Raw genomic sequence first — 19,642 nt, forward strand, 5'->3', positions numbered from 1 at the left:
ATTGTCCAAGGCCAATGGCGACGGGGCAGACAGCCCCTCGCCCGCTTTGCCCTTCCGCGCGGCATTGACGCCCGCCCCCCGGGGCGGCATGGTCGGGCCGGAAGAAGCAGGGAACCGTCGATGAACGGCAGTCCAGAAGCCGCTGACGATTGGGGGCCTTTCGGCCGGCCGCTATTCGAAGATCCGTCAGCCCGCGCGCTGTCCCGCGTCGCCGTGGTCGATGTCGGTTCGAACTCGGTGCGCCTCGTCGTCTTCGACGGCGCCGCCCGCTCGCCGGCCTATTTCTACAACGAGAAGATCCTCTGCGGCCTCGGCGCCGGGCTGGCCGATACCGGCCGGCTGAACCCCAAGGGGCGCGAGCGGGCGCTGTCGGCCCTGCGCCGCTTCGCGCTGCTGGCCGAGGGCATGCAGGTGACCTCGCTGACCGCCGTCGCCACCGCCGCGGTGCGCGAGGCCGCCGACGGGCCCGAGTTCCAGGACGAGGTCCTGCGCGAGACCGGTCTGCGCCTCTGGGTCATCGACGGCGCCGAGGAGGCGCGGCTCTCGGCCCAGGGGGTGCTCCTGGGCTGGCCCGAGGCCGAGGGCATCGTCTGCGATATCGGCGGCTCGTCGATGGAGCTGGCGCTCTGCGGCGGCGGCCGCATCGGTCCCCGCGTCACCTCGCCGCTGGGGCCGTTCCGGCTGCAGCAGGTCGAAGGCGGCGCCAAGGGCCGCAAGAAGCATATCGAGACGATCCTGAACCCGTTGCTGGAGCAATTCGACGGCGGTCACCGCAAGCTCTACCTCGTCGGCGGCTCCTGGCGCGCCATCGCCCGACTGGACATGGAGCGGCGCGGCTATCCGCTGACGGTGCTGCACGAATACCGGATGACGCAGAAATCGGTGCTGGCGACGATCGACTGGATCGGCAAGAACGACCTGACCGAGCTGCGCAAGCGCACCGGGACCTCGTCGGAACGGATGGAACTGGTGCCGCTGGCGGGCGAGGTGCTGCGCCAGCTGGTGCGCATCTTCCGGCCCAAGGAGATCGACGTCTCGTCCTACGGCATCCGCGAGGGGCTGCTCTACGAGCAGATGCCGCAACGGCTGCGCGCCCGCGACCCGCTGATCGAGGCCTGCCGCTTCGCCGAGGCGACCGGCGCCCGAATGCCGGGCTTCGGCAAGAAGCTCTACAGTTTCCTGATGCCGCTGTTCCGGACCGCGCATGCGCCGCGGCTGCGGCTGATCAAGGCCGCCTGCCTGCTGCACGACACCACCTGGCGCGCCCATCCCGACTACCGTGCCGAGGTCTGCTTCGACAACGTCACCCGCGCCAATCTCGGCGGGCTCGACCATCGCGGCCGGGTCTTCCTCGGCCTGGCGCTGCTGCATCGCTACAAGAACAGCCGCTCCGGCAGCCGGTTCGAACCGCTCATCGGCCTGTTGTCCGAGGACGAGCTGCGCGATGCCGAGGTGCTGGGCAAGGCGATGCGCTTCGGCGCGATGTTCGCCGTCGACGACCCGACGCGGGTCGGCGAGCTGCGCTATTTCCCGCGCAAGAAGGTGCTGGAGCTGGTGCTGCAGCCCGAGGGCGTCGGCCTGTTCGGAGAGGTGGCACGGGCGCGGTTCCAGTCGCTGGTCTCGGCGCTGAAGGTGACCTCGAAGGTCACCGAGGCCAGGGCGCCGGCGGTGAAGGGCTAGGGCGGAGGCCTAGACGCTGGGCCCGGCCAGGGACCAGCGCACGGCATCCTCCATCCGGTCGTCGCCCCAGAACAGCTCGTCCCCGACGATGAAGCTCGGTGCGCCGAAGATGCCCTTGGCGCGCGCCTCCCCGGTCGCGGCGGCATAGGCGGCTTCGGTCTCCGGCGCGTCGGACTGCGCGATCACCCGCTCCGGGTCCTGCCCGATCTCGCGCAGCGTGTCCGACAGGTTCGGCTCGCTGCCCGCCGGGGCGCCGTGCTGGAACCAGCGGCGATAGGTGGCCAGCAGGTAGTCGCGGCACCAGCCCTCCTGCCGGCCGACGATGGCGACGCGGTTGGCGAGGTCGAAACCTTCGAGCGGATAGGGCGCCGGCAGGCTGGCGGGAATGCCGAAGCCGGCGGCGCGGCGCTGGATGTCGCGCCACATGTAGCGGGCCTTCACCGGCTTGGTGGCGAAGGGGATGTTGTCCATCTCGACCATGATCGCGCGCACGCTGAAGGGCCGCAGCTCAAACCGCACCCCGGTTCCCGCCTCGACCCGCGCCAGCCGCATCAGGCTGAGATAGCTGTAGGTGCTGCCGACCGACAGCCAGAACTCGATCGGTTTCATGATCCCTCCCCGCCGGCACGACGCCGCCGGACGATAGCGCGGATCGCGCCGATCGCCAAATCGCGCCGCCGGAGCGGCCCGGGGTCAGGACTTCTTGACGAACTGGGTCAGGATGACGATGCGCTGGCCCTCGACCCGGCCCTCGATATGCTCGGCATTGTCGGGCACGAGAGAGATGTTGCGCACCGCGGTGCCGCGCTTGGCGGTGAAGCCCGCGCCCTTGACCGGCAGGTCCTTGATCAGCACCACCGTATCGCCCGAGGCCAGCACCGCGCCGTTGCTGTCGCGATGCACCACTTCCGGCTCGGCGCTCAACCCGGCCTCGGCCCAGCTCAGCACTTCGGGTTCCAGGTAGGCGATCTCGAGCACATCCCGCGCCCAGGGTGCCTCGGGCAGCGCCTTGAGCAGGCGATAGGCCAGCACCTGCACCGCCGGCTCGGTGCTCCAGATCGCCTCGTTGAGGCACTGCCAATGCGGCCCGTCCTGCGGCCCGTCCTCGATCCCGGCGCGGCAGGTGGCGCAGAGCATCACGGTTTCGTCGCGCGGCACCACCGCGTAGGGGGTGGCGTCTTCGGCATGGCAAAGGGCGCAGGTCGGCATCGGGTGTCCTGTCTGTGAGGTATCGCCCCTGCCATAAGCCGTGGCGGCGGCCCTGTCCATGCGGGACGTGACCGGCCCGGGCTGCGACCACGCGGACATCGCCCGACGCTTGAAAAATCCCCGAGACCACGGATGATCGGGGAATGCGCAATATCCTTGCCCTTTCGCTCGCCCTGATCGGCCTTGCCGGCCCGGCGCTCGCCCATGCCACCGAGCAGGGCATCGTCATGCTGCTGCCCACCGGCTATTACATCGCCGGCGGCGTCGCCAGCGTGATCCTGACCGTGCTGCTGGTCTCGGTCCTGCCCGACCGGGCGGCGCTGGCGCTGTTCAAGCCGCTTCCGCTGCTGCGCAGCCGCGGCGCCGGGGCGTCGGTCCGGATCAGCAGCGCCAGCTTCGCGGCTCTGGTGCTGCTGGTGGTGGCGGGCTGGTTCGGGCCGCACGATCCGACCCGCAACCCGCTGCCGCTGGCGATCTGGAGCCTGTTCTGGGTCGCGCTGGTGGTGCTGCAGGGCCTCTTCGGCGATCTCTGGCGCTGGCTCAACCCGTGGAGCGGGCCCTACTGGCTGCTGCGCCGCCGCCTGACCCTGCGCCCCTACCTGCGCTACCCGCGCTGGCTCGGCCACTGGCCGGCGCTGGCCAGTTTCCTCGCCTTCGCCGCGGTGCTGCTGGCCCACCCGGCGCCGGGCGACCCGGACCAGCTCGCCCCGATGGTGGCGAGCTACTGGCTGTTCCACTTCCTCGGCATGCTCGTCTTCGGGCCGAAATGGCGGCGCCGGGCCGAGGGGATCAGCGTGCTGATGGCGAATTACGCCTCGGTCGCGATCTTCGCCAAGCGCGGCGGGCGCTGGCGCGCCGGCCTGCCCGGCTGGCGCTTCCTGACCCAGCGCAGGCCGCCGGTGGCGCTGGCCACCTTCATGATCGTGATGCTGGCGGTGGGCAGCTTCGACGGCCTCAACGAGACCTTCTGGTGGCTCGGCCTGATCGGGGTCAACCCGCTCGAATTCCCCGGCCGCTCCTTCGTCGTCGACCAGAACCTGATCGGCCTCGCCGTCGCCTGCACCGTGCTGGTCGCGGGCTTCGTCGCCACGGTCTATCTCGGCACGAGGCTGGCCGGCGCCCCCCGCCGCTTCGGCGAGGCCTTCCGCCGCCTCGCCCCGGCGATCCTGCCGATCGCGCTGGGCTACCACTTCGCCCATTACATGCCCAGCTTCCTGGTCGAGATCCAATACGTCCTGCGGCTGCTGAACGACCCGCTGAACCTGGGCTGGAGCCTGCTGGGGCTGAAGGATTTCTACGTCACCACCGGCTTCTTCAACACCACCGCCACGATGCGCACGATCTGGCTGGGACAGGCCGGCGGCGTCGTCATCGGCCATGTCCTCGCCATCCTGTCCTCGCACGCGCTGGCGGTACAGATGTTCGGAACGCACAGCAAGGCAACACGCAGCCAGTTGGCGCTTGCGACCTTTATGGTGCTTTACACTCTGTTCGGGCTGTGGTTGCTGGCCTCGCCCCGCGGGGCATGAGCCGGGGGAAGCACCGTGGCGAGCGAATCGCTTGCATGCACACAATGCTAGACGAATCGTTTGCATGCACACAAGCTGACCTCATAGCTACAATAATTCACGCCCGCAACAGGGAATCCGCGTCATGACCAAATCCGATAATCCGAAATCCCCCGCGCGCCGCAGCGCGCTGAAAACCCTTGGCACCGGGGCCGTCGCGGCAGCCGGGGCCAGCACGCTGCCGATGTGGGCGCGCTATGCCCAGGCGGCCAGTTCCGAACCGATCAAGCTGGGCTTCCAGATGCACGCCACCGGCATCGGCGCCGCCTATGGCCGCTGGTACGACCGCACCAGCACCGCCGCCGTCAAGGCGATCAACGCCGACGGCGGCATCAACGGCCGTGAGGTGAAGATGATCACCGAGGATGACGGCACCGATCCCAAGCGCGGCGCCGAGGTGGTCGAGAAATTCGCCAACCAGCACAAGGTCGATCTCGCCTTCGGCACCCTGTTCTCCCATGTCGTGATGGGCTCGGCCCCGCGCGCGGGCGAGCTCAAGCTGCCCTATTTCGTCGTCTCGGAAGGCCATCACGTCGCCTCGGGCAAGCTCAACCGCTGGACCGTCCAGCCCGGCATCACCGACGTCAAGAGCCAGGTCCAGGCGATGGCGCCTTTCGTGACGCAGAACCTGGGCAAGAAGGTCACCATGATCTTCCCCGACTACGCCTTCGGCCACGACCACCGCGACTTCTTCTCGGCCGCGGTCGAGGCCAATGGCGGCGAGATCGTCCAGCTGATCCCGATCCCGCCGACCGAGACCTCGTTCACCAAGTATTTCCCCAAGATCCCGCGCGAGACCGAGGTGATCTATCACGTCATGGTCGGCCCCGCCGTGCTGACCTTCGTCAAGGAGATGGGCGAGTTCTTCGGCCCGAACCACCCGCAGATCTTCGGCTTCATCGACAGCCTCGAGGCGGTCGACCTGTCGAGCCCGGGGCTCGAATTCCTCGAGGGCACCTATTTCTGGGAAGGCAACCCGCGCTACGCCCAGCCCGACCAGACCGAGTATGACAAGACCTTCCGCGCCGCCGTCGGGGTCGATGCCAACGGCGCCTCGGTCAGCGATCCGACCGACGTCTCGACCTATGCCCACATGTTCGGATGCTGGGAAACGCTCTACGTCATCAAGGCGGGGATGGAGGCGGCCGGCTACGGCGGCATCGCCGACCGGCAGAAGCTGATCGAGGCGGTCGAGGCGATGACCGACATGCCGGCCTCGAACGAGCATCCGCAAGGCAAGAAGGTCTTCAACGGCAAGACCCACCAGGTGTTCGGGCTGCAATACATCTCGAAAGTGACGAACGGCAAGCTGATGGTGGTGCATACCACCAGCCTCGAGGACGGGTTCTATCCCGACGAGGTCGATTACACCAAGATGTCGTTCTGAGGCAGCGGGCCCCGGGCGCAGCCCCGGGGCCTTTCACGATCGGGTTTCTGTCGGGCAGGTCATGGATTTCGGACCCTACCTCATGCTCGCCTCGCTCGAAGGGGCGTTGCAGGCGGCGGTGCTGGCGCTGACGGCGGCGGGGCTGAGCCTCGTCTTCGGCGTCATGCGCGTGGTCAACGTCGCCCATGGCGAGTTCTTCATGCTCGGCGCGGTCGGCGCCTGGGCGGTGGCGGCGCATCTGGGCGGCGGCCCGGCGGTGGGCTTCATCGCCGCGCTGGTGGTGGCGCCCGTCGCCGTCGGCCTGCTGGCGGCGGCCGCCGACATGACCATCCTCAAGCGGCTGAACTACGACCCCGAGCGCACCATCGTCGCCACCATCGGCCTGCTCTACATCCTGCAGCAGGCGACGCTGATGACCTATGGCGCCGATGCCCGCCCGGTCGAGCCGCCCTTCAACACCCGCCTCGCCCTGCCCTGGATCGCCTGGGACGGCGGGCCGCAGATCGTCTGGCCCTGGGGCCTGTCGACCACCTCCTACAAGCTGTTCGTCATCGCCGCCGCGGTCGTCGTGCTGCTCGGCATCCGGGTGCTGATGACCCGCAGCAAGCTGGGCCTCGTCATGCGCGCGACCCAGTCGGACGGCGAGATCGCCCAGGCCTTCGGCATCCCGGTCGAGCGGGTCTATGCCACCGTCTTCGGCATCGGCGCCGGGCTGGCGGCGCTGGCCGGCGTGCTGATCGTGCCGATCCAGCAGGCCTATTACCTGATGGGCGGCGACGCGCTGCTCTTGTCCTTCATCGTCGTCATCATCGGCGGGCTGGGCAGCCTTGCCGGCACCATCGTCGCCGCGGTGCTGATCGGCATGAGCGAGGGCATCATCTCGGTCTTCTTCTCGCCGACGCTGGCCAAGATCCTGGCCACGCTTCTGGTCGCCTTCGTGCTGGTGTTCCGGCCGCAGGGCCTGTTCGGAGCCAAGGCGCGATGAGCGGCTCGGCCAAGTCCATCGCCCTGCATGGCGGGCTGATCGCGCTGCTCTTGGCGCTGAACTTCGTGCTGCCGGCCTATCACCACGGGGTGCTGGCCCGGGTCATGGTGCTGGCCTGCTACGCCATCGGCTACAACATCCTCTTCGGCTATACCGGGTTGCTCAGCCTCGGCCATGCCATGTTCTTCGCCGCCGGGATGTATGGCGCCGGGCTGCCGATGCATTTCCTCGGCTTCGGCCCCGCCGCGGCGATGGGCGCCGGGCTGGTTTCGGCCGCCCTGCTGGCGCTGGTCGTCGGGCTCCTGGCGCTGCGCACCGTCGGCGTCGCCTTCATGATCGTGACGCTGATGTTCGCCCAGGCCGGCTATCTCGCCATCCTGCTGGCCGGCAAATGGACCCGCGGCGACGAGGGCATCGTGCTGCAACAGGCGCAGCGCAGCCTCTGGGGCCTCGACCTGAGCGGCGAGCAGGCGCGCTACCTCGCCGCCCTCGCCCTCTTCGCGCTCTGCCTCGCCCTGTCGCTGTGGCTGATCCGCCAGCCCGCCGGCCGCGTGCTCATCGCGATCCGCGAGAACGAGGAGCGGGCGCGACTGCTGGGCTACGACACCTTCCGCCACAAGCTGCTGGCGGTGGTGGTCTCCGGCACGATCTCGGGCGCCGCCGGGGCCGGCTACGGCATCCTCTTCGGCTATGTCGGCGCCAGCTTCGCCTCGGTGCAATATTCGATCTACCCGCTGCTCTGGGTCCTGCTCGGCGGCGCCGGCACCCTGCTTGGCCCGTTTCTCGGCACGCTGTTCATGTTCTACCTGATCGACATCGCCTCGGGCCTCACCAGCGCCTACATGCTGCTCGCCGGCCTGGCACTGGTGCTGCTGACCCTGTTCGCGCCGCAGGGCATGGCCGGAGAGCTGCGCCGCCGGATCTGGGGCTGGCTGCCATGAGCGCGATCCTCTCCACCCGCGACCTGTCGCGCAGCTTCTCGGGCCTGCGCGCCGTGCACGAGGTCGATTTCGAGCTGGCGCCGAACGAGATCCGCGCCCTGATCGGCCCCAACGGCGCCGGCAAGACCACCTTCGTCTCGATGCTGATCGGCCGCATCCCGCCGTCGTCGGGCCGGATCTTCTTCGACGGGCGCGAGATCACCCGGCTGCCGGCGCACAAGCGGGTGCAACTGGGCATGGCCTACACCTTCCAGATCACCTCGGTCTTCGCCAAGCTCAGCCTGCACGAGAACGTCGCCCTGGCCGCCCGCCGCCGCCTCGGCCATGACCGCGCTGCCGTCGACGCCGAAGTGGCGCAGGCGCTGGCCCGGGTCGGGCTGGCCGACCGCGCCGGGCAGATCGCCGGCGACCTCAGCTACGGCCACCAGCGGCTGCTCGAGATCGCCATGGGCCTGGCCCAGCACCCGCGCCTGCTGATCCTCGACGAACCGACACAGGGGTTGGCCGACAGCGAGATCGCCGAGTTCAAGGGCCTGATCCGGGCGCTGGCCCCCGAGACCACGATCCTGCTGATCGAGCATAACATGAGCGTGGTGACCGAACTGGCCGACCGCATCACGGTGCTGAATTTCGGCGAGGTGCTGGCCGAGGGCACGCCCGGGGAAATCCATGCCAACCGCGCGGTGCAGGCCGCCTACCTGGGGACGGGCTGATGCTGGACGTCGACAGAATCGATGTCGCCTACGGCCCCGTGCCGGTGCTGCGCGGGGTGTCGCTGACGCTGCTGCCGGGCCGCATCACCTGCCTGCTCGGCCGCAACGGCGCCGGCAAGACCACGACCATGAAGGCGATCATGGGGCTGTTGCCGCTCAAGGCCGGGCGGATCGTGATGGACGGCACCGATCTCGGCCGGCTGCCGGCGCATGAGGTCGCCCGCCACGGCATCGGCTACGTGCCGCAGGGCCGGCGGCTGTTCGGCGAACTGACGGTGGCCGAGAACCTGCAGGTCGGGCTGATGACCCGCGACAGCGGCGCCGGCACGCTGGAGGAGGTGCTCGAGATCTTCCCGCGCCTGCGCGAGCGGCTGGACCAGCCGGCCCAGACCCTGTCGGGCGGCGAGCAGCAGATGCTGGCGACGGCCCGCGCGCTGTGCATCCGGCCCAAGGTGCTGCTGCTGGACGAGCCGACCGAGGGGCTGCAGCCCTCGATGATCGAGGCGATCCGCCAGGTGGTGGTGCGGATGCGGAGCGAGGGCGTCGCGGTGCTGCTGGTCGAGCAACGGGTCGACGCGGTGCTCTCGGTCGCCGACGAGGTGGTGTTCCTCGAAAACGGCCGCAATGTCGAAACCCTGCCCGCCGAGACGCTGCGCGCCGATCCAGACCGGCTGAGCCGGCGGCTGGGGGTGTGACCTCGGGCGTCTTGCCATTGCCGGTTGGCAGGTTGACCGGAGGCTCCGACCCCATGGGCGAGCTTTCCGCTTGGCGAGGCATCAGCAGGGTGCGCGCCTGCCCGTGGGGTGGCGCCAGCGACCACCGAACGACGCGCTTTATGCCAACCAACTCCCTCCACGATACGAGCAAGACGCACGGATAGCCAAAGCGCCAGCCCGCCGGGACGGGCAGGCGCTCGCCCTGCGCGTTTCACGCGCGTGCCGGGCGGATTGGGCATGGCCAGTATCCGCTTCCTCCCGCGAAGCAGAGCCGTAGGGGTTAGCCCTGCCAGGCGCATACCCGGCAGGCTGCCCGCTTCGTCCCCAATTCGCCCGCGGCCGGTCAATCTCCTCCCGCACGGACGATTTCGGTGACCGGGCGGGAAGTCCCCCCTGCCCCTGCCCCTGCCGCGGCCACGCGCACGCTCCGGTCGGAGGCGAGAAGGCCGGGAACGAGCCAGTTCGCGACGAAGACCTTGTAGCCGTCATCGAGGGCCCGGTTGACCAGCCCGGCATCCACCTCGTCCGAAAGCCGGTCCGGCACCGCCGCCAGGTAGCCGGGGCGGCCGATCAGCGGCGCCATGATTTCGGGCGGGGCGATGACCAGCGCCGGGGCGGGCAGGTTCAGCATCTGCGTCGCCTCGCGGGCGATGGCGATCCGCCGGGACTGCGCCGCGCCGAGGTCCAGCAGCGGCCCGAGCGCGAGGGCCATTCCCACGGTCACCAGGGCGCCGCGCCGGGCCAGCCCGAGCGCAAGCGTGGCAAGGCCGAGCGACCGCGGCAGGCAGGTCAGCGCGGCCAGGAACGCCATCCCCGCCAGCGCATAGCCGGGAAGGATCTGCTCGGCCCCGCCAAGCCCGGACGGCAGGACGCGCGACCAGGCCACGACCAGCGCCGCCCCGATCAGGGGCCAGAGCCACCGTTCCCGCGCCGCGAGGCCGCCCGGCTCCAGGACGCCGGTCCATATCCGCGCCACCAGCACCGCCAGAAGGGGCAGGATCGGCAGGAAATAGCGCATGTTGCTGCCCAACCCGCCGTGCCACTCGGTCGGCAGGAAGGGCAGCATCCACAGCAGCGCGCCGCCCAGCAGGATGGCGTGGCCGCGCCACGCGTCCAGGCCCCAGCGCCGGGCGAACAGGGCGGGCAGCAGACCCAGCCAGGGCAGGCTCTGCCCCAGCGCCTTCTTGTAGAGCCCCCAGAAGCCGACGGTGCCGTCGGCGGCGTGGACGACACCGGGGCGGCTGTCGTGGATCGGCCGGATGTCGAGCACGAGCACGTAGAAACCCTGCGCCAGCCGTTCCAGCGCCTGCCGGACCCCCGGGGCCAACAGCAGCGCCAGCACCAGCACCAGCGCCACGGCGGCGAGCACCGCAAGCGCGACGCGGCGGCGCAGGAGGCTGCGCCGGAACAGCCGCAGCGCGACCAGCAGCAGCCCCGCCATGGCCAGGGCAACGCCGAGGCCGACATAGCTCGAAGAACTCGTGCCGCCGCCCTGCGGCTGGCCATAGGAGAGCGGGTTGGGCGTGCCGAACTTGACCATGTTCGCCCAGGCCGCGACCGCGAGCCCGGGAAGCATGCCGGCGACACCGGCAGCCAGGGTCGCCACGGGACGACGCGCGAGCAGGACGACGCAGGCGGCGATCAACGGCAGGACGAGCACGGTGTCGAGCCGGAACAGGAAGCCGAGCCCGACCAGCAGGCCGGAGCCCATGGCGCGCGCGATGCCGGCCCGGCCCTCGGCGTCGAGCGAGCGCAGCGCGAGCAGCAGCGCGGCGGCAACGCAGAAGGTGCTGACGCCATGCGGCCAGATGCCGAAGGCGTATTCGAGCGCGAAGCTGCCGAAGACCAGCAGCAGCGGTGCCAGCAGCGCGCTGCCCTCGTCGCCATAGAGCGTGCGGGCAAGGCCGCGCGTCACGAACAGGGTGCCGGCCATGGCCGCGGCGTTGAGCACGATCAGCCCGTGGCTGCCGAAGGCGGCGTAGAGCGGCGCCCCGGCAAGGGCGGTGCCGACGGGATATTGCGGCACCAGCCCGTCCGCGCCGGCGCTGAGCAGCCAGAGTTTCAGCGCCTCGCTGCCATAGCTCGGGTAACCGTTGGCAATGCCCAGATGGCCGCTGGCCGCCAGCGTCTTGGCGCCCAGCAGGTAGATCACCTCGTCGATATTGAACAGACCGCCGGAGACCAGCGGCACGGCGGCGAGGATGCAGGTCGACAGCACCAGCAGCAGCGCGGTGCCGTGGCGCTCGGCGAAGGCGGTCATTCGACGCCCGCCCTTTCGATCTCGGCCCTGAGTTGGCGCGCGCGGATCTCGGCCAGCAGGATCCGGTTCGAGGCGATCAGATCGGCAAGCAGGCCGCCGATGAAGACCACGACCCCGGCGGCGATCAGCCCGGTGCCGAGGACGAGGGACTGGACCTTGCCGTCGCCATTGCCGGCCAGGTAGTAGAGCAGGAAGCGCAGCACGGCGAGCATGCCGGGCAGCGCCAGCACGAAGGCGACCAGCGAGAAGGACTTGAACGGCTTGTAGAGCACCAGGATGCGCAGCACGGTGACGGCCGAGCGGGTGACATATTGCGCCACCGACCGGATCAGCCGCGACTCGCGCGTCGGCGGATTGACCTCGATCGGCACCGACTTGATCGGGATCCCCTGGCGTCCCGCCTGGATGATCGTCTCGAGCGTATAGGTGTGCGAGTTGAAGACGTAGAGGCGCAACGCGGCGTCCTTGTGGATCGCCCGGAAGCCGCTCGGCGCGTCGACGACATCGGTGCCGCTCGCCTGCCGGACGACCCAGCTGCCCAGTTTCTGCAGCATCCGCTTGAGCGGCGAGAAATGCGCGATCGACGCGATCGGCCGCGCCCCGACGACGATCTTCACCCCCTCCTGCAATATCGGCCGCGTCAGCGCCGGGATGTCCGCGGCCCGGTACTGGTTGTCGCCGTCGGTGTTGACGATGACGTCGGCGCCGAGCTTCAGGCAGGCCTCGAGCCCGTGCATGAAGGCGGTCGCCAGCCCCTGGTTGTGGCCGAGCCGGACGATGTGGTCGACCCCGGCGGCGCGGGCGACCTCGACCGTGCGATCGGTCGAGCCGTCGTCGATGATCAGCCACTCGACCTCGTCGAAGCCCTCGACCGCGCGCGGCAGATCGGCCAGCGTCGCGGGAAGCTGCGCCTCCTCGTTATGGCATGGAATCTGGATGATGAGCTTCATCTAATGCCCCCGTGTTGCGTCGGTCCGGGCCTCGCCCGACGCCGTTCCTGCGCTCCGACAAGGAAGCGTCGGGAGGTGGCGAAACTCGGGCAATTATGCGGATATTTGGCGATTGTTTCCGATATGGCAAATATCCGCGGCACCGGCCTCACCCCTGCCCGGCAATCGCGACGCGGCCGGGCCGCCGCCCTTCCAGTTCCGCCTCCTGCCCCGCCGGGGCCGCCAGCTTGGCCCGCCATTCCGGCTCGTCGCCATAGCCCAACTGCGCCATCAGAGCGCCGCAATGGCGGTCGAGCAGGCGGGCCCGGGCCAGGCTCCAGTCGCGCCAGTTCGGGGCGCTCCCCGCGCTGGCATTGCGCCGCTCGCCGCGCCGCTCGGGGGCATAGCGGACAGGGTAGCTGCGGCGCGGATGCGTGGCCGCGAAATCGAGCAGCGCGCGCATCTCGGCATCGTCTTCGACCAGGAACAGGTCCTCGTAGCGCCACAGCCGGGTCAGCGGATCGGCCGCGGCGGCATCGGCGATGCGCCGGTTGATTGTCTTCCAGTCCCAGCAATGCTTCTCGAAGGCGCTCGCCCGGCCCCAGCGCGCGGCAAGCGCGGTCTCGCCGGTATCGGCGGGCGACAGCCGGCGCTGGCCGAACAGCGCCGTCAGGTCGCGGCGGTCATGGTGGCCGCCGTGGTTGAGCCACGAGGTCGCGCGGGTCGCGCACGATGCCGATGATCCGCGCCGTCGGATGCAGGGCGCGCAGTTCGGGCAACAGGCCGGCCCATTGGTAATAACTTTCGACGATCAGCGGCGCCGACAGGCTGGCGTAATAGCCGTCGCGCTGGCGGCGGATCGCGGCGATCGCCGCTTGCGTGTCGATCCGCCCCCGCAGCCGCCGCGTCGCGATATTGCGGATGCCGGTGCGTCCCAGAACGCGGCCGATCACCATGTGCCAGAGCCCGAACTGCCGGATCGCCCGCGCCATCCGCGCGGGCTCCCACGGGCTGGCAAGGTCGGGCTCGTGGACGGAATGGGCGCCCTCGATCATCTCGCCCATCAGGTCGCCGAAATACTGCGTGCCGGTGCGCCCGCCCGAGACGATGAAGACGAAATCCCGGCTCATCGGACCGCGCCCCGCGACGGCAGCGCCTCGCGCAGGACCAGGAGCCCCGCGAGCATCAGCATCACCGCCATGCCGAGCAGCCGGTCCAGCGCGGTGGCGAGGAAGGCGGCCCCGGCCGGCAGGCGCACGATCGGGGCGAGCGCGGCCGAGACCGCCTCGCGCACGCCGAGACCGGCCGGCACGACCGAGATCGCCGAGCCCAGCACGCCGGCGACGGCGAAGACCGAGACCTGGGGCAGCGACGCCGGGACGCCCAGCGCCGCGAGGCAAAGCTTGATCCGCAGCACGCTGACGGCGACCAGCGCCAGCTTGACGGCGGCGATGCCCAGCCCGCCGGCCCAGCCGCCGCTGACGCGCCGCGCCCAGACCAGGGCGAGCGCGGTCAGCCCGAGGCCGAGGGCGAGCGCCGGCGCGCCGAAGCCGGGCGCCGGAGCAAGCAGGAACAGGCCGCTGGCGGCGAAGGCGACGCCGAGCCACATCAGCGCGATCATCAGGGTCACCGCGCCGCCCGACTTCAGGCTGCCGCCGGCGGCGCTCAGCCCGGCCAGCCGCACCATCGCCGCGCCGGGCAGCGGCAGCATGTTGGCGGCGCTGGCGAAGATCGTCAGCCGCAACGCCCGGCCGACGCCGAAGCGGGCGCCGATCAGTCGCGCCGACAGCTCCATCTCGGTGGCGTTGAGCGTGATGGTCGCCGGCAGCGCCAGCGCCACCAGCCAGAGCAGCGGCGCCAGCCGCATCTGCGCCGGGTCGAGCGGGGTCCGCGTCAGCGCGGCCCAGGTGCCGAGCGCCAGCAGGGCCAGTGCGGCCAGGGTGGCGCCGCGGCGCAAGGCCGGCGGCACGTCGCGCCCCTGCGCCATGGCCAGCAGCCTATGGCCGAAAACGGGGCTCGGCTCAGCCATAGGCGGCGACGGTTTCGCGCGCGACCCGTTCCCAGCTGAAATGTTCCCGCGCCGCCTCGGAGGCGCGCGTCGCGGCGGCTTCGCGTTGGTCCGGTGTCCAGCCGGCGACATCGGTGATCGCCGCGGCCCAGGCGGCGGCATCGCCCGAGGGCAGCTTGGTCCCGGTCACGCCGTCGATCACCGCGTCGTTGAGGCCGCTATGGGCCGCGGCCAGCACGATGCCGCCCGCCGCGGCGGCCTCGACCGCGACGAGGCCGAAGCCCTCGAAGCTGGGGTGCGCACCGTCGATGTTGGGAAGGACGACGCAGAGCGCCCCGGCATAGGCCCGCGCCAGCGTTTCGGCGTCGAGCACGCCGAGATAGCGCACCCGCGGGTTGTCCAGCGCGGCGGCCTCGTCCCGGTCCCAGACATGGCCGGCGACGTCGAGCGCGATGTCCCCGGCCAGCTGCGGCAGAACCTCGCGGATGAACCAGCCGCAGCCCTTCTGCGGCAGCAGCCGACCGGCGAACAATATCCGGCGCGAGGGCAGCCCGCGCGGGGCGGGTTCCAGGTCGGTCGCCAGCGCGACGCGCGGCGTGTTCCCGAAGCCCAGCCGGCGGGCCAGCGCCGCGGTGGCGGTGGAATTGCAGACGACGACGGAGCGCGGCAGAAGCCGGGCGCCGAGCCGGAGATAGGCGCGGTAGAGCCGGCCGCGCAGCCCCGGCCGGAAGGCGTAGGAGACGTCGGTGCCATGCGCCGAAAGCGCGATGCGCGAGCGCGGCGCCCTTAGCCGCGCCGCCAGCGCCAGCGGCCAGCTGGCAAGGTCGGCGACATGGGTGATATCCGCGGGATGGCGCGTGGCCAGCAGGCGCAGCGCCGCCTTCGCCCCGAATCCCAGCAGGGCAAAGGCGCCGGGAACGCCGCCGTCCGGCCGGCCCGGCAGGACGATGGGGTCGACACGGGCATAGCGCCGCAGCTCGGACGACAGGCGCAGGGCATAGGTCTCCATCCCGCCCATCGCGGGCGGCCATTTGCGCGAAACGAAGCGGAGGGTCGGGGGCGCTGCCATCCTGTCTGTCGCCGATGTCCGGAACTGTTCTCCCTTGGGGAGTAGCCGCAAATTACGGCAACAAATTGGCGCGATTTCGAACACAGTTCATTTTGCGGAGCGAAACAATACCCAGCCTTCGACGCTGCGGCCGCCGGGCCGGAACCGCGCTCCCTGCCAGCGGCGGCGCTCCGCGGCGGACGACGTGCCGCCGGGGCGGCACGGCCGCAGCCGGGTATCGCGGCAGAGGCGGCCCCCTGCCCGGCGGCCGGTCGGCGGGAAGGATGGGTCAGTCGAGCTTGCGCGCGGCGAGGGCGCGGCTGATCTCGGCCCGCACCAGCTTGCGGACATTGCGGGTGATGCGCTCGCCCAGCGCGCCCTGAAGCTCGTTGCGGATCAGCTGGCGCACCAGATCGTTGAGGGCATCCTCGTCGATCTCGATGCTCTCCTCGTCCCACGAAGCCTCCGCTTCCGGAGCAACGGTCTCCGCTTCAGTCTCCGCTTCGAGCGGGGGCTGCCAGTCCCGCCGGGTGGAAGTCCAGAGGGGCTCGGCCGCGGGCGGCGTTTCGGGCTCCGGTGCGGGCGTGGCATCGCCGGCCTCGGGCCGCGCCAGCGGTTCGGGCGCCGGGAACGCGTCGCCATCGTCGTCGATCGCGGCAAAGGCGCCCCGGCCGACCGGACGCGTCAGATCGCCGGGGCCGGGCTCTTCGCTGCCATCCGGATCCCATTCCTCGCGCCGGGCCGCCACCGCTGCTTCGAGCTCTGCGATCGTCGCCTCGAGCGCCGGCAACATGCCGGATCGCGCGGCGGCTGCGGCCGGCGCGGCATCCGCCTCGACCTCGGGTTGCCAGTCGTCCCGGGCGGCCGGCCCGGCGGGCTCCGCCTCGGGCTGCCATGCCTCGGCCATGTCCTCGCGCCCGCCCGCCGGCGCCCGCTCGGGCTGCCAGTCCTCGGCCGCAGGAATATCCGCCAACGAATCGGACGACGACGGCGCGGGATCGGCGACCCGCAGCGCCGGGGTCAGCACCAGCCGGCCAACCGCCGACGCCGATGCCTCGGGCCGACGCGCCGGGCGGGTGCCGGAGGCGATCTTGCTGGCGGTCGAGGACGAAGGCGGCACACGCTGCGGTAGCGGCCGCTCCTCCTCCGAGACAAGCCGGCGGATCGAGGACAGAACGTCCTCGATCTCGGTACGGGTCATCGGATCGGACATGGGCGGTTTCCCTATTGGACCTGTAGGTATGGTAGCCGTGTCATAGTGCTGACACAACTACTAGGTTCGGCCCCCACCTGTCGTCGTCACTCCTTACCGATGCTCTTGAGCAGCTTGTCGAGCCGCTTGCCCTGCACGCTGGTGGCCGGAGCATTCTTCACGGCGTTGTAATAGGCGGCCGGATCGTAGGTCGGAATCCCCAGCTTGAGGTGATCCGCCGTCAGCAGCCCCATCGAGGACAGCAGCGTGTAGACCGCGATATACTCGTTGGTCCCGGCCGTGATGCGCGAGGCCTTGGCGTTGAGCAGCGACTGCTCGGCGTTGAGCACGTCGAGCGTGGTGCGCGAGCCCAGCTTGGCCTCTTCCTTGACGCCGTCATAGGCGGTCTGGGCGGCGCGGATCTGCTGGTTGTAGGCCGTGATGCTGGCCCGGGCGACCTGGAGCTGCGACCAGGCGTTGCCGACGCCCTGGGTGACGCTGACACCGGTCTGCAGCAGCCCGGCGCGGGCCTGGTCGGCCGCGGCCACCGCCTTGCGGTAGAGCGCCGAGATCTGGCCGCCGGCATAGAGCGGCTGGCTCAGCGTCAGGGTGGCGGAGCCACCCTTGTTGCCGCCCGAGTCGGTGCCGTATTCGGCCGTGGCCGACAGCGTCGGCCGGATGCCGGCCTTGGCCCGCGCGACGCTCAGGTCGGCGGCCTTGACCTGGTGCTTGGCCTGCAGGATCTGCGGGTGGTTGTGCTGGGCGACCGCGACCGCATCCGTGAGCGACTTGGCCGTGGCCGGCGCCCTCGGCGGCGCGGCCAGACGGCCGGGATAATGGCCGACAGCGGCCTTGTAAGCCTCGCGCGCCGTGGCCAGCTGGCCCCGTGCGGCGGTCAGCTGGCTGCGCGCGGCGGCCAGCGCCGCCTCGGCCTGGGCGACGTCGGTGCGGGTGATCTCGCCGACATCGAAACGATCCTGGGCCGCCTTGAGTTCCTGGTTCAGCACCCGGACGTTGCCCTGGTTCAGCACCACCGTCTCTTCGGCGTTGCGCACGTTCATATAGGCGGTGACGGCCCCCAGAAGCACCTGCTGCTCGACATTGACCAGCGCCTGCCGGGTGGCCAGCACGGTTTCCTTGGCCGCGGCGATCGCCGCCTTGGTGCGGCCGAAGTCATAGACCGTCATCGACGCCTGCAGGCCAAGCTGGCCATAGAGGTTGTTGAACAGCGTCGAGGCCGAGGCCGTCGTCACCGCCCTGCCGGTGGCGGCGATGCCCAGTGTCGGCCGCAGCCCCGAGACCGCCACCGCGACATCCTCGTCGCTGGTGCGCAAAAGCGCCCGGTTCTGCTCCAGCAGATGGGAATTGCGATAGGCCGAGATCATCGCGTCGCTCAGCGTCTCGGCCCAGGCGCCCGGCGCCATGGTCATCACCAGCAGGGCCGCGGCGCCCGCTCGCCCCAGTATCTTTGCGTTCATCTTCATGCTCTCCTGCCCACCTTCCGCGTTTGTTGCCTGCCCGCCGCTGCGTCCCGCCTAGAGGACGAAGGCGCGATTCTTCTCGAACCCCGGAAGCACCGGGGCCGAGGCGTTGAAGGCGAAGCGCCAGGTCAGCCCGCCATCCAGCTTGTAGCCGATGCGGCAGACGCCCAGCGCGCCTTCCATGAAGATCGCGGCGATGCGGCCGCCATCCTTGAGCTGCGCGGCCAGGCCGGCCGGCAGATGCTCGACCGCGCCCTCGACCATGATCGCGTCGTAAGGCCCGTGCTTGGCCGCGCCCTCGGCCAGCGGCCCGGAGATCACCGCGGCGTTGTCCACGCCCTCGGCCGACAGCGTCGCCTGGGCCTCGGCCGCGAGCTCGGCATCCTCCTCGACGGCGACGACGGCCTCGGCCAGCCGGGCGATGACGGCGGCCGAGTAGCCCAGGCCGCAGCCCAGATCGAGCACCATCTCGTCGGGCTGGATATCCAGCGTGTCGAGCATCTTGGCCAGGGTGCGCGGATCGAGCATCACCCGGCCCTGGCCGAGATCGAGATTCTCGCCGACATAGGCGGCCTCGCGCTTGTTGGCGGGGACATAGGATTCGCGCGGTACCGCCAACATCGCCTCGATGATCGGAAACCGGGTGACATCCGAGGGCCGCACCTGGGTGTCAACCATCATGGTACGGCGGGCGGCGAAGTCAGTCATGGCTAAACTCTTCGGTCTAGTTTCGGTCGCTTCCGTCTTGCCACAGAACGGCGACATCGGCAACACGGGCTACATCCAAGCAACGGCTTGCGTGACATATTATCATAGCATAGGCGACAGCGCAGCGACGGCGAGCAGGCGAAGCGACCACGTGGCGGAATGCAAATCCGGGAATTCCCCGAGGCGAAGCAACGCACTAGACCGTTGCCCCAGGCCGTAAGAGCCATCAGGACATTGCGCGAACAGAAGCCGGACCCGATAACAGCGGCTTGCCCCTCCACTTGCGGCTTGCGAAGGGGCTGCCTGGGCGGAGCGTTTTCCGGAAGTCAGGCGTCCCGTCTCGGGTGCCTTTGCTCCAGCCTCCCCAGGCCCTTCCTGCCTACCTCGTGACCTGCACCGCGCAGGCCCCGGGGCGCGATGGGCAAGCCTTCGGCACGGAGGCGACGCCCCCCTCCTCAGCGCCCCCCGCTCGCGGTCGCAGGCGAAGAGAATTCACGCAGGGCTGGCCCGGCAACCGGCGCGCGTTGCGCAGCGGGCCTGATGAGATCGTGTGAGCTTGGCTGAAAGCCGGAAGCACGCCTCGCCTTCTGAGCCGGTCTTCCCGGGCCTCCCATCATGGAAGGCGGGACAAGCTCGGTGCCCGCTGCGGCGTCTTGGTTCAATGAAGCGTGGCAGGGGCTGCAGCCCCCCCTGGAAGCCGACAGTTCCTGCCGCTGCGCGCTGCGACTGAAGGCGGGCGCCGAAACCGCTCATGCAGGGCTTTCTTGACAGAACCGGCAGGGTGGCTACCGTTCGGCTTGATACTTCCAGCCAAGGC

The 19,642-nt window shown here is 70.2% G+C and carries 18 protein-coding genes; 7 read left to right on the forward strand and 11 right to left on the reverse strand.

Features of this window, described 5'->3' with window-relative positions; translation table 11 throughout:
* The first annotated feature begins 120 nt into the window (after nt 1-120).
* Entirely contained in the window at nt 121-1,680 is a 1,560-nt protein-coding gene (locus ACFOES_RS01635) for a Ppx/GppA family phosphatase (protein ID WP_377831392.1), read from the forward strand.
* A 9-nt stretch (nt 1,681-1,689) separates the two neighbouring features.
* Here ACFOES_RS01635 and ACFOES_RS01640 read toward each other — a convergent pair whose 3' ends face one another.
* A complete protein-coding gene (locus ACFOES_RS01640) occupies nt 1,690-2,289 on the reverse strand; it encodes a 2-hydroxychromene-2-carboxylate isomerase (RefSeq protein ID WP_377831397.1) in 600 nt (199 codons plus the stop codon).
* Between the two features lie 84 nt (nt 2,290-2,373).
* A complete protein-coding gene (locus ACFOES_RS01645) occupies nt 2,374-2,889 on the reverse strand; it encodes a PhnA domain-containing protein (RefSeq protein WP_377831403.1) in 516 nt (171 codons plus the stop codon).
* Nucleotides 2,890-3,032: 143 nt separating this feature from the next.
* On the opposite strand from ACFOES_RS01645, the gene ACFOES_RS01650 reads away from it, so the two are divergent.
* The 6 genes from ACFOES_RS01650 (at nt 3,033) to ACFOES_RS01675 (ending at nt 9,178) form a co-directional block, all read left to right on the forward strand.
* Nucleotides 3,033-4,418: a hypothetical protein gene (locus tag ACFOES_RS01650; protein WP_377831406.1), complete on the forward strand. Its 1,386-nt coding sequence runs from the start codon at nt 3,033-3,035 to the stop codon at nt 4,416-4,418.
* A 124-nt stretch (nt 4,419-4,542) separates the two neighbouring features.
* On the forward strand, nt 4,543-5,844 hold the full coding sequence (locus tag ACFOES_RS01655) for an ABC transporter substrate-binding protein (RefSeq protein ID WP_377831409.1): 1,302 nt from the start codon (nt 4,543-4,545) through the stop codon (nt 5,842-5,844).
* A gap of 61 nt (nt 5,845-5,905) precedes the next feature.
* The gene (locus ACFOES_RS01660) at nt 5,906-6,829 is read left to right on the forward strand and encodes a branched-chain amino acid ABC transporter permease (protein WP_377831411.1); all 924 of its coding nucleotides are present in this window, start codon (nt 5,906-5,908) and stop codon (nt 6,827-6,829) included.
* A complete protein-coding gene (locus ACFOES_RS01665; RefSeq protein WP_377831412.1) occupies nt 6,826-7,770 on the forward strand; it encodes a branched-chain amino acid ABC transporter permease in 945 nt (314 codons plus the stop codon). The genes ACFOES_RS01660 and ACFOES_RS01665 overlap by 4 nt, the downstream gene beginning before the upstream one ends.
* On the forward strand, nt 7,767-8,483 hold the full coding sequence (locus ACFOES_RS01670; protein WP_377831413.1) for an ABC transporter ATP-binding protein: 717 nt from the start codon (nt 7,767-7,769) through the stop codon (nt 8,481-8,483). The genes ACFOES_RS01665 and ACFOES_RS01670 overlap by 4 nt, the downstream gene beginning before the upstream one ends.
* The gene (locus ACFOES_RS01675) at nt 8,483-9,178 is read left to right on the forward strand and encodes an ABC transporter ATP-binding protein (RefSeq protein ID WP_377831416.1); all 696 of its coding nucleotides are present in this window, start codon (nt 8,483-8,485) and stop codon (nt 9,176-9,178) included. The genes ACFOES_RS01670 and ACFOES_RS01675 overlap by 1 nt, the downstream gene beginning before the upstream one ends.
* 364 nt (nt 9,179-9,542) lie before the next feature.
* Here ACFOES_RS01675 and ACFOES_RS01680 read toward each other — a convergent pair whose 3' ends face one another.
* The 9 genes from ACFOES_RS01680 to ACFOES_RS01720 all read right to left on the reverse strand — a co-directional run bounded on the left by ACFOES_RS01680 (nt 9,543) and on the right by ACFOES_RS01720 (nt 18,825).
* The gene (locus ACFOES_RS01680; protein ID WP_377831418.1) at nt 9,543-11,459 is read right to left on the reverse strand and encodes a hypothetical protein; all 1,917 of its coding nucleotides are present in this window, start codon (nt 11,457-11,459) and stop codon (nt 9,543-9,545) included.
* On the reverse strand, nt 11,456-12,409 hold the full coding sequence (locus tag ACFOES_RS01685) for a glycosyltransferase family 2 protein (RefSeq protein ID WP_377831419.1): 954 nt from the start codon (nt 12,407-12,409) through the stop codon (nt 11,456-11,458). Before ACFOES_RS01685 ends, ACFOES_RS01680 begins: the two co-directional genes overlap by 4 nt.
* A gap of 148 nt (nt 12,410-12,557) precedes the next feature.
* On the reverse strand, nt 12,558-12,851 hold the full coding sequence (locus ACFOES_RS01690) for a hypothetical protein (protein WP_377831420.1): 294 nt from the start codon (nt 12,849-12,851) through the stop codon (nt 12,558-12,560).
* 220 nt (nt 12,852-13,071) lie between these two features.
* Entirely contained in the window at nt 13,072-13,518 is a 447-nt protein-coding gene (locus ACFOES_RS01695; protein WP_377831422.1) for a hypothetical protein, read from the reverse strand.
* Nucleotides 13,515-14,417 carry a hypothetical protein gene (locus tag ACFOES_RS01700; protein ID WP_377831423.1) on the reverse strand — a complete coding sequence of 301 codons (903 nt, stop codon included), beginning with the start codon at nt 14,415-14,417 and terminating at the stop codon, nt 13,515-13,517. Before ACFOES_RS01700 ends, ACFOES_RS01695 begins: the two co-directional genes overlap by 4 nt.
* Nucleotides 14,410-15,465: a glycosyltransferase family 4 protein gene (locus ACFOES_RS01705; protein WP_377831424.1), complete on the reverse strand. Its 1,056-nt coding sequence runs from the start codon at nt 15,463-15,465 to the stop codon at nt 14,410-14,412. Before ACFOES_RS01705 ends, ACFOES_RS01700 begins: the two co-directional genes overlap by 8 nt.
* Before the next feature lie 268 nt (nt 15,466-15,733).
* On the reverse strand, nt 15,734-16,657 hold the full coding sequence (locus tag ACFOES_RS01710) for a hypothetical protein (protein WP_377831425.1): 924 nt from the start codon (nt 16,655-16,657) through the stop codon (nt 15,734-15,736).
* Between the two features lie 86 nt (nt 16,658-16,743).
* The gene (locus tag ACFOES_RS01715) at nt 16,744-18,114 is read right to left on the reverse strand and encodes a TolC family outer membrane protein (protein WP_377831426.1); all 1,371 of its coding nucleotides are present in this window, start codon (nt 18,112-18,114) and stop codon (nt 16,744-16,746) included.
* Between the two features lie 57 nt (nt 18,115-18,171).
* A complete protein-coding gene (locus ACFOES_RS01720; RefSeq protein WP_377831427.1) occupies nt 18,172-18,825 on the reverse strand; it encodes a protein-L-isoaspartate O-methyltransferase family protein in 654 nt (217 codons plus the stop codon).
* Between the last annotated feature and the right edge of the window lie 817 nt (nt 18,826-19,642).

Source organism: Acidimangrovimonas pyrenivorans (genome assembly GCF_042643245.1).
Taxonomy (GTDB): Bacteria; Pseudomonadota; Alphaproteobacteria; order Rhodobacterales; family Rhodobacteraceae; genus Acidimangrovimonas; species Acidimangrovimonas pyrenivorans.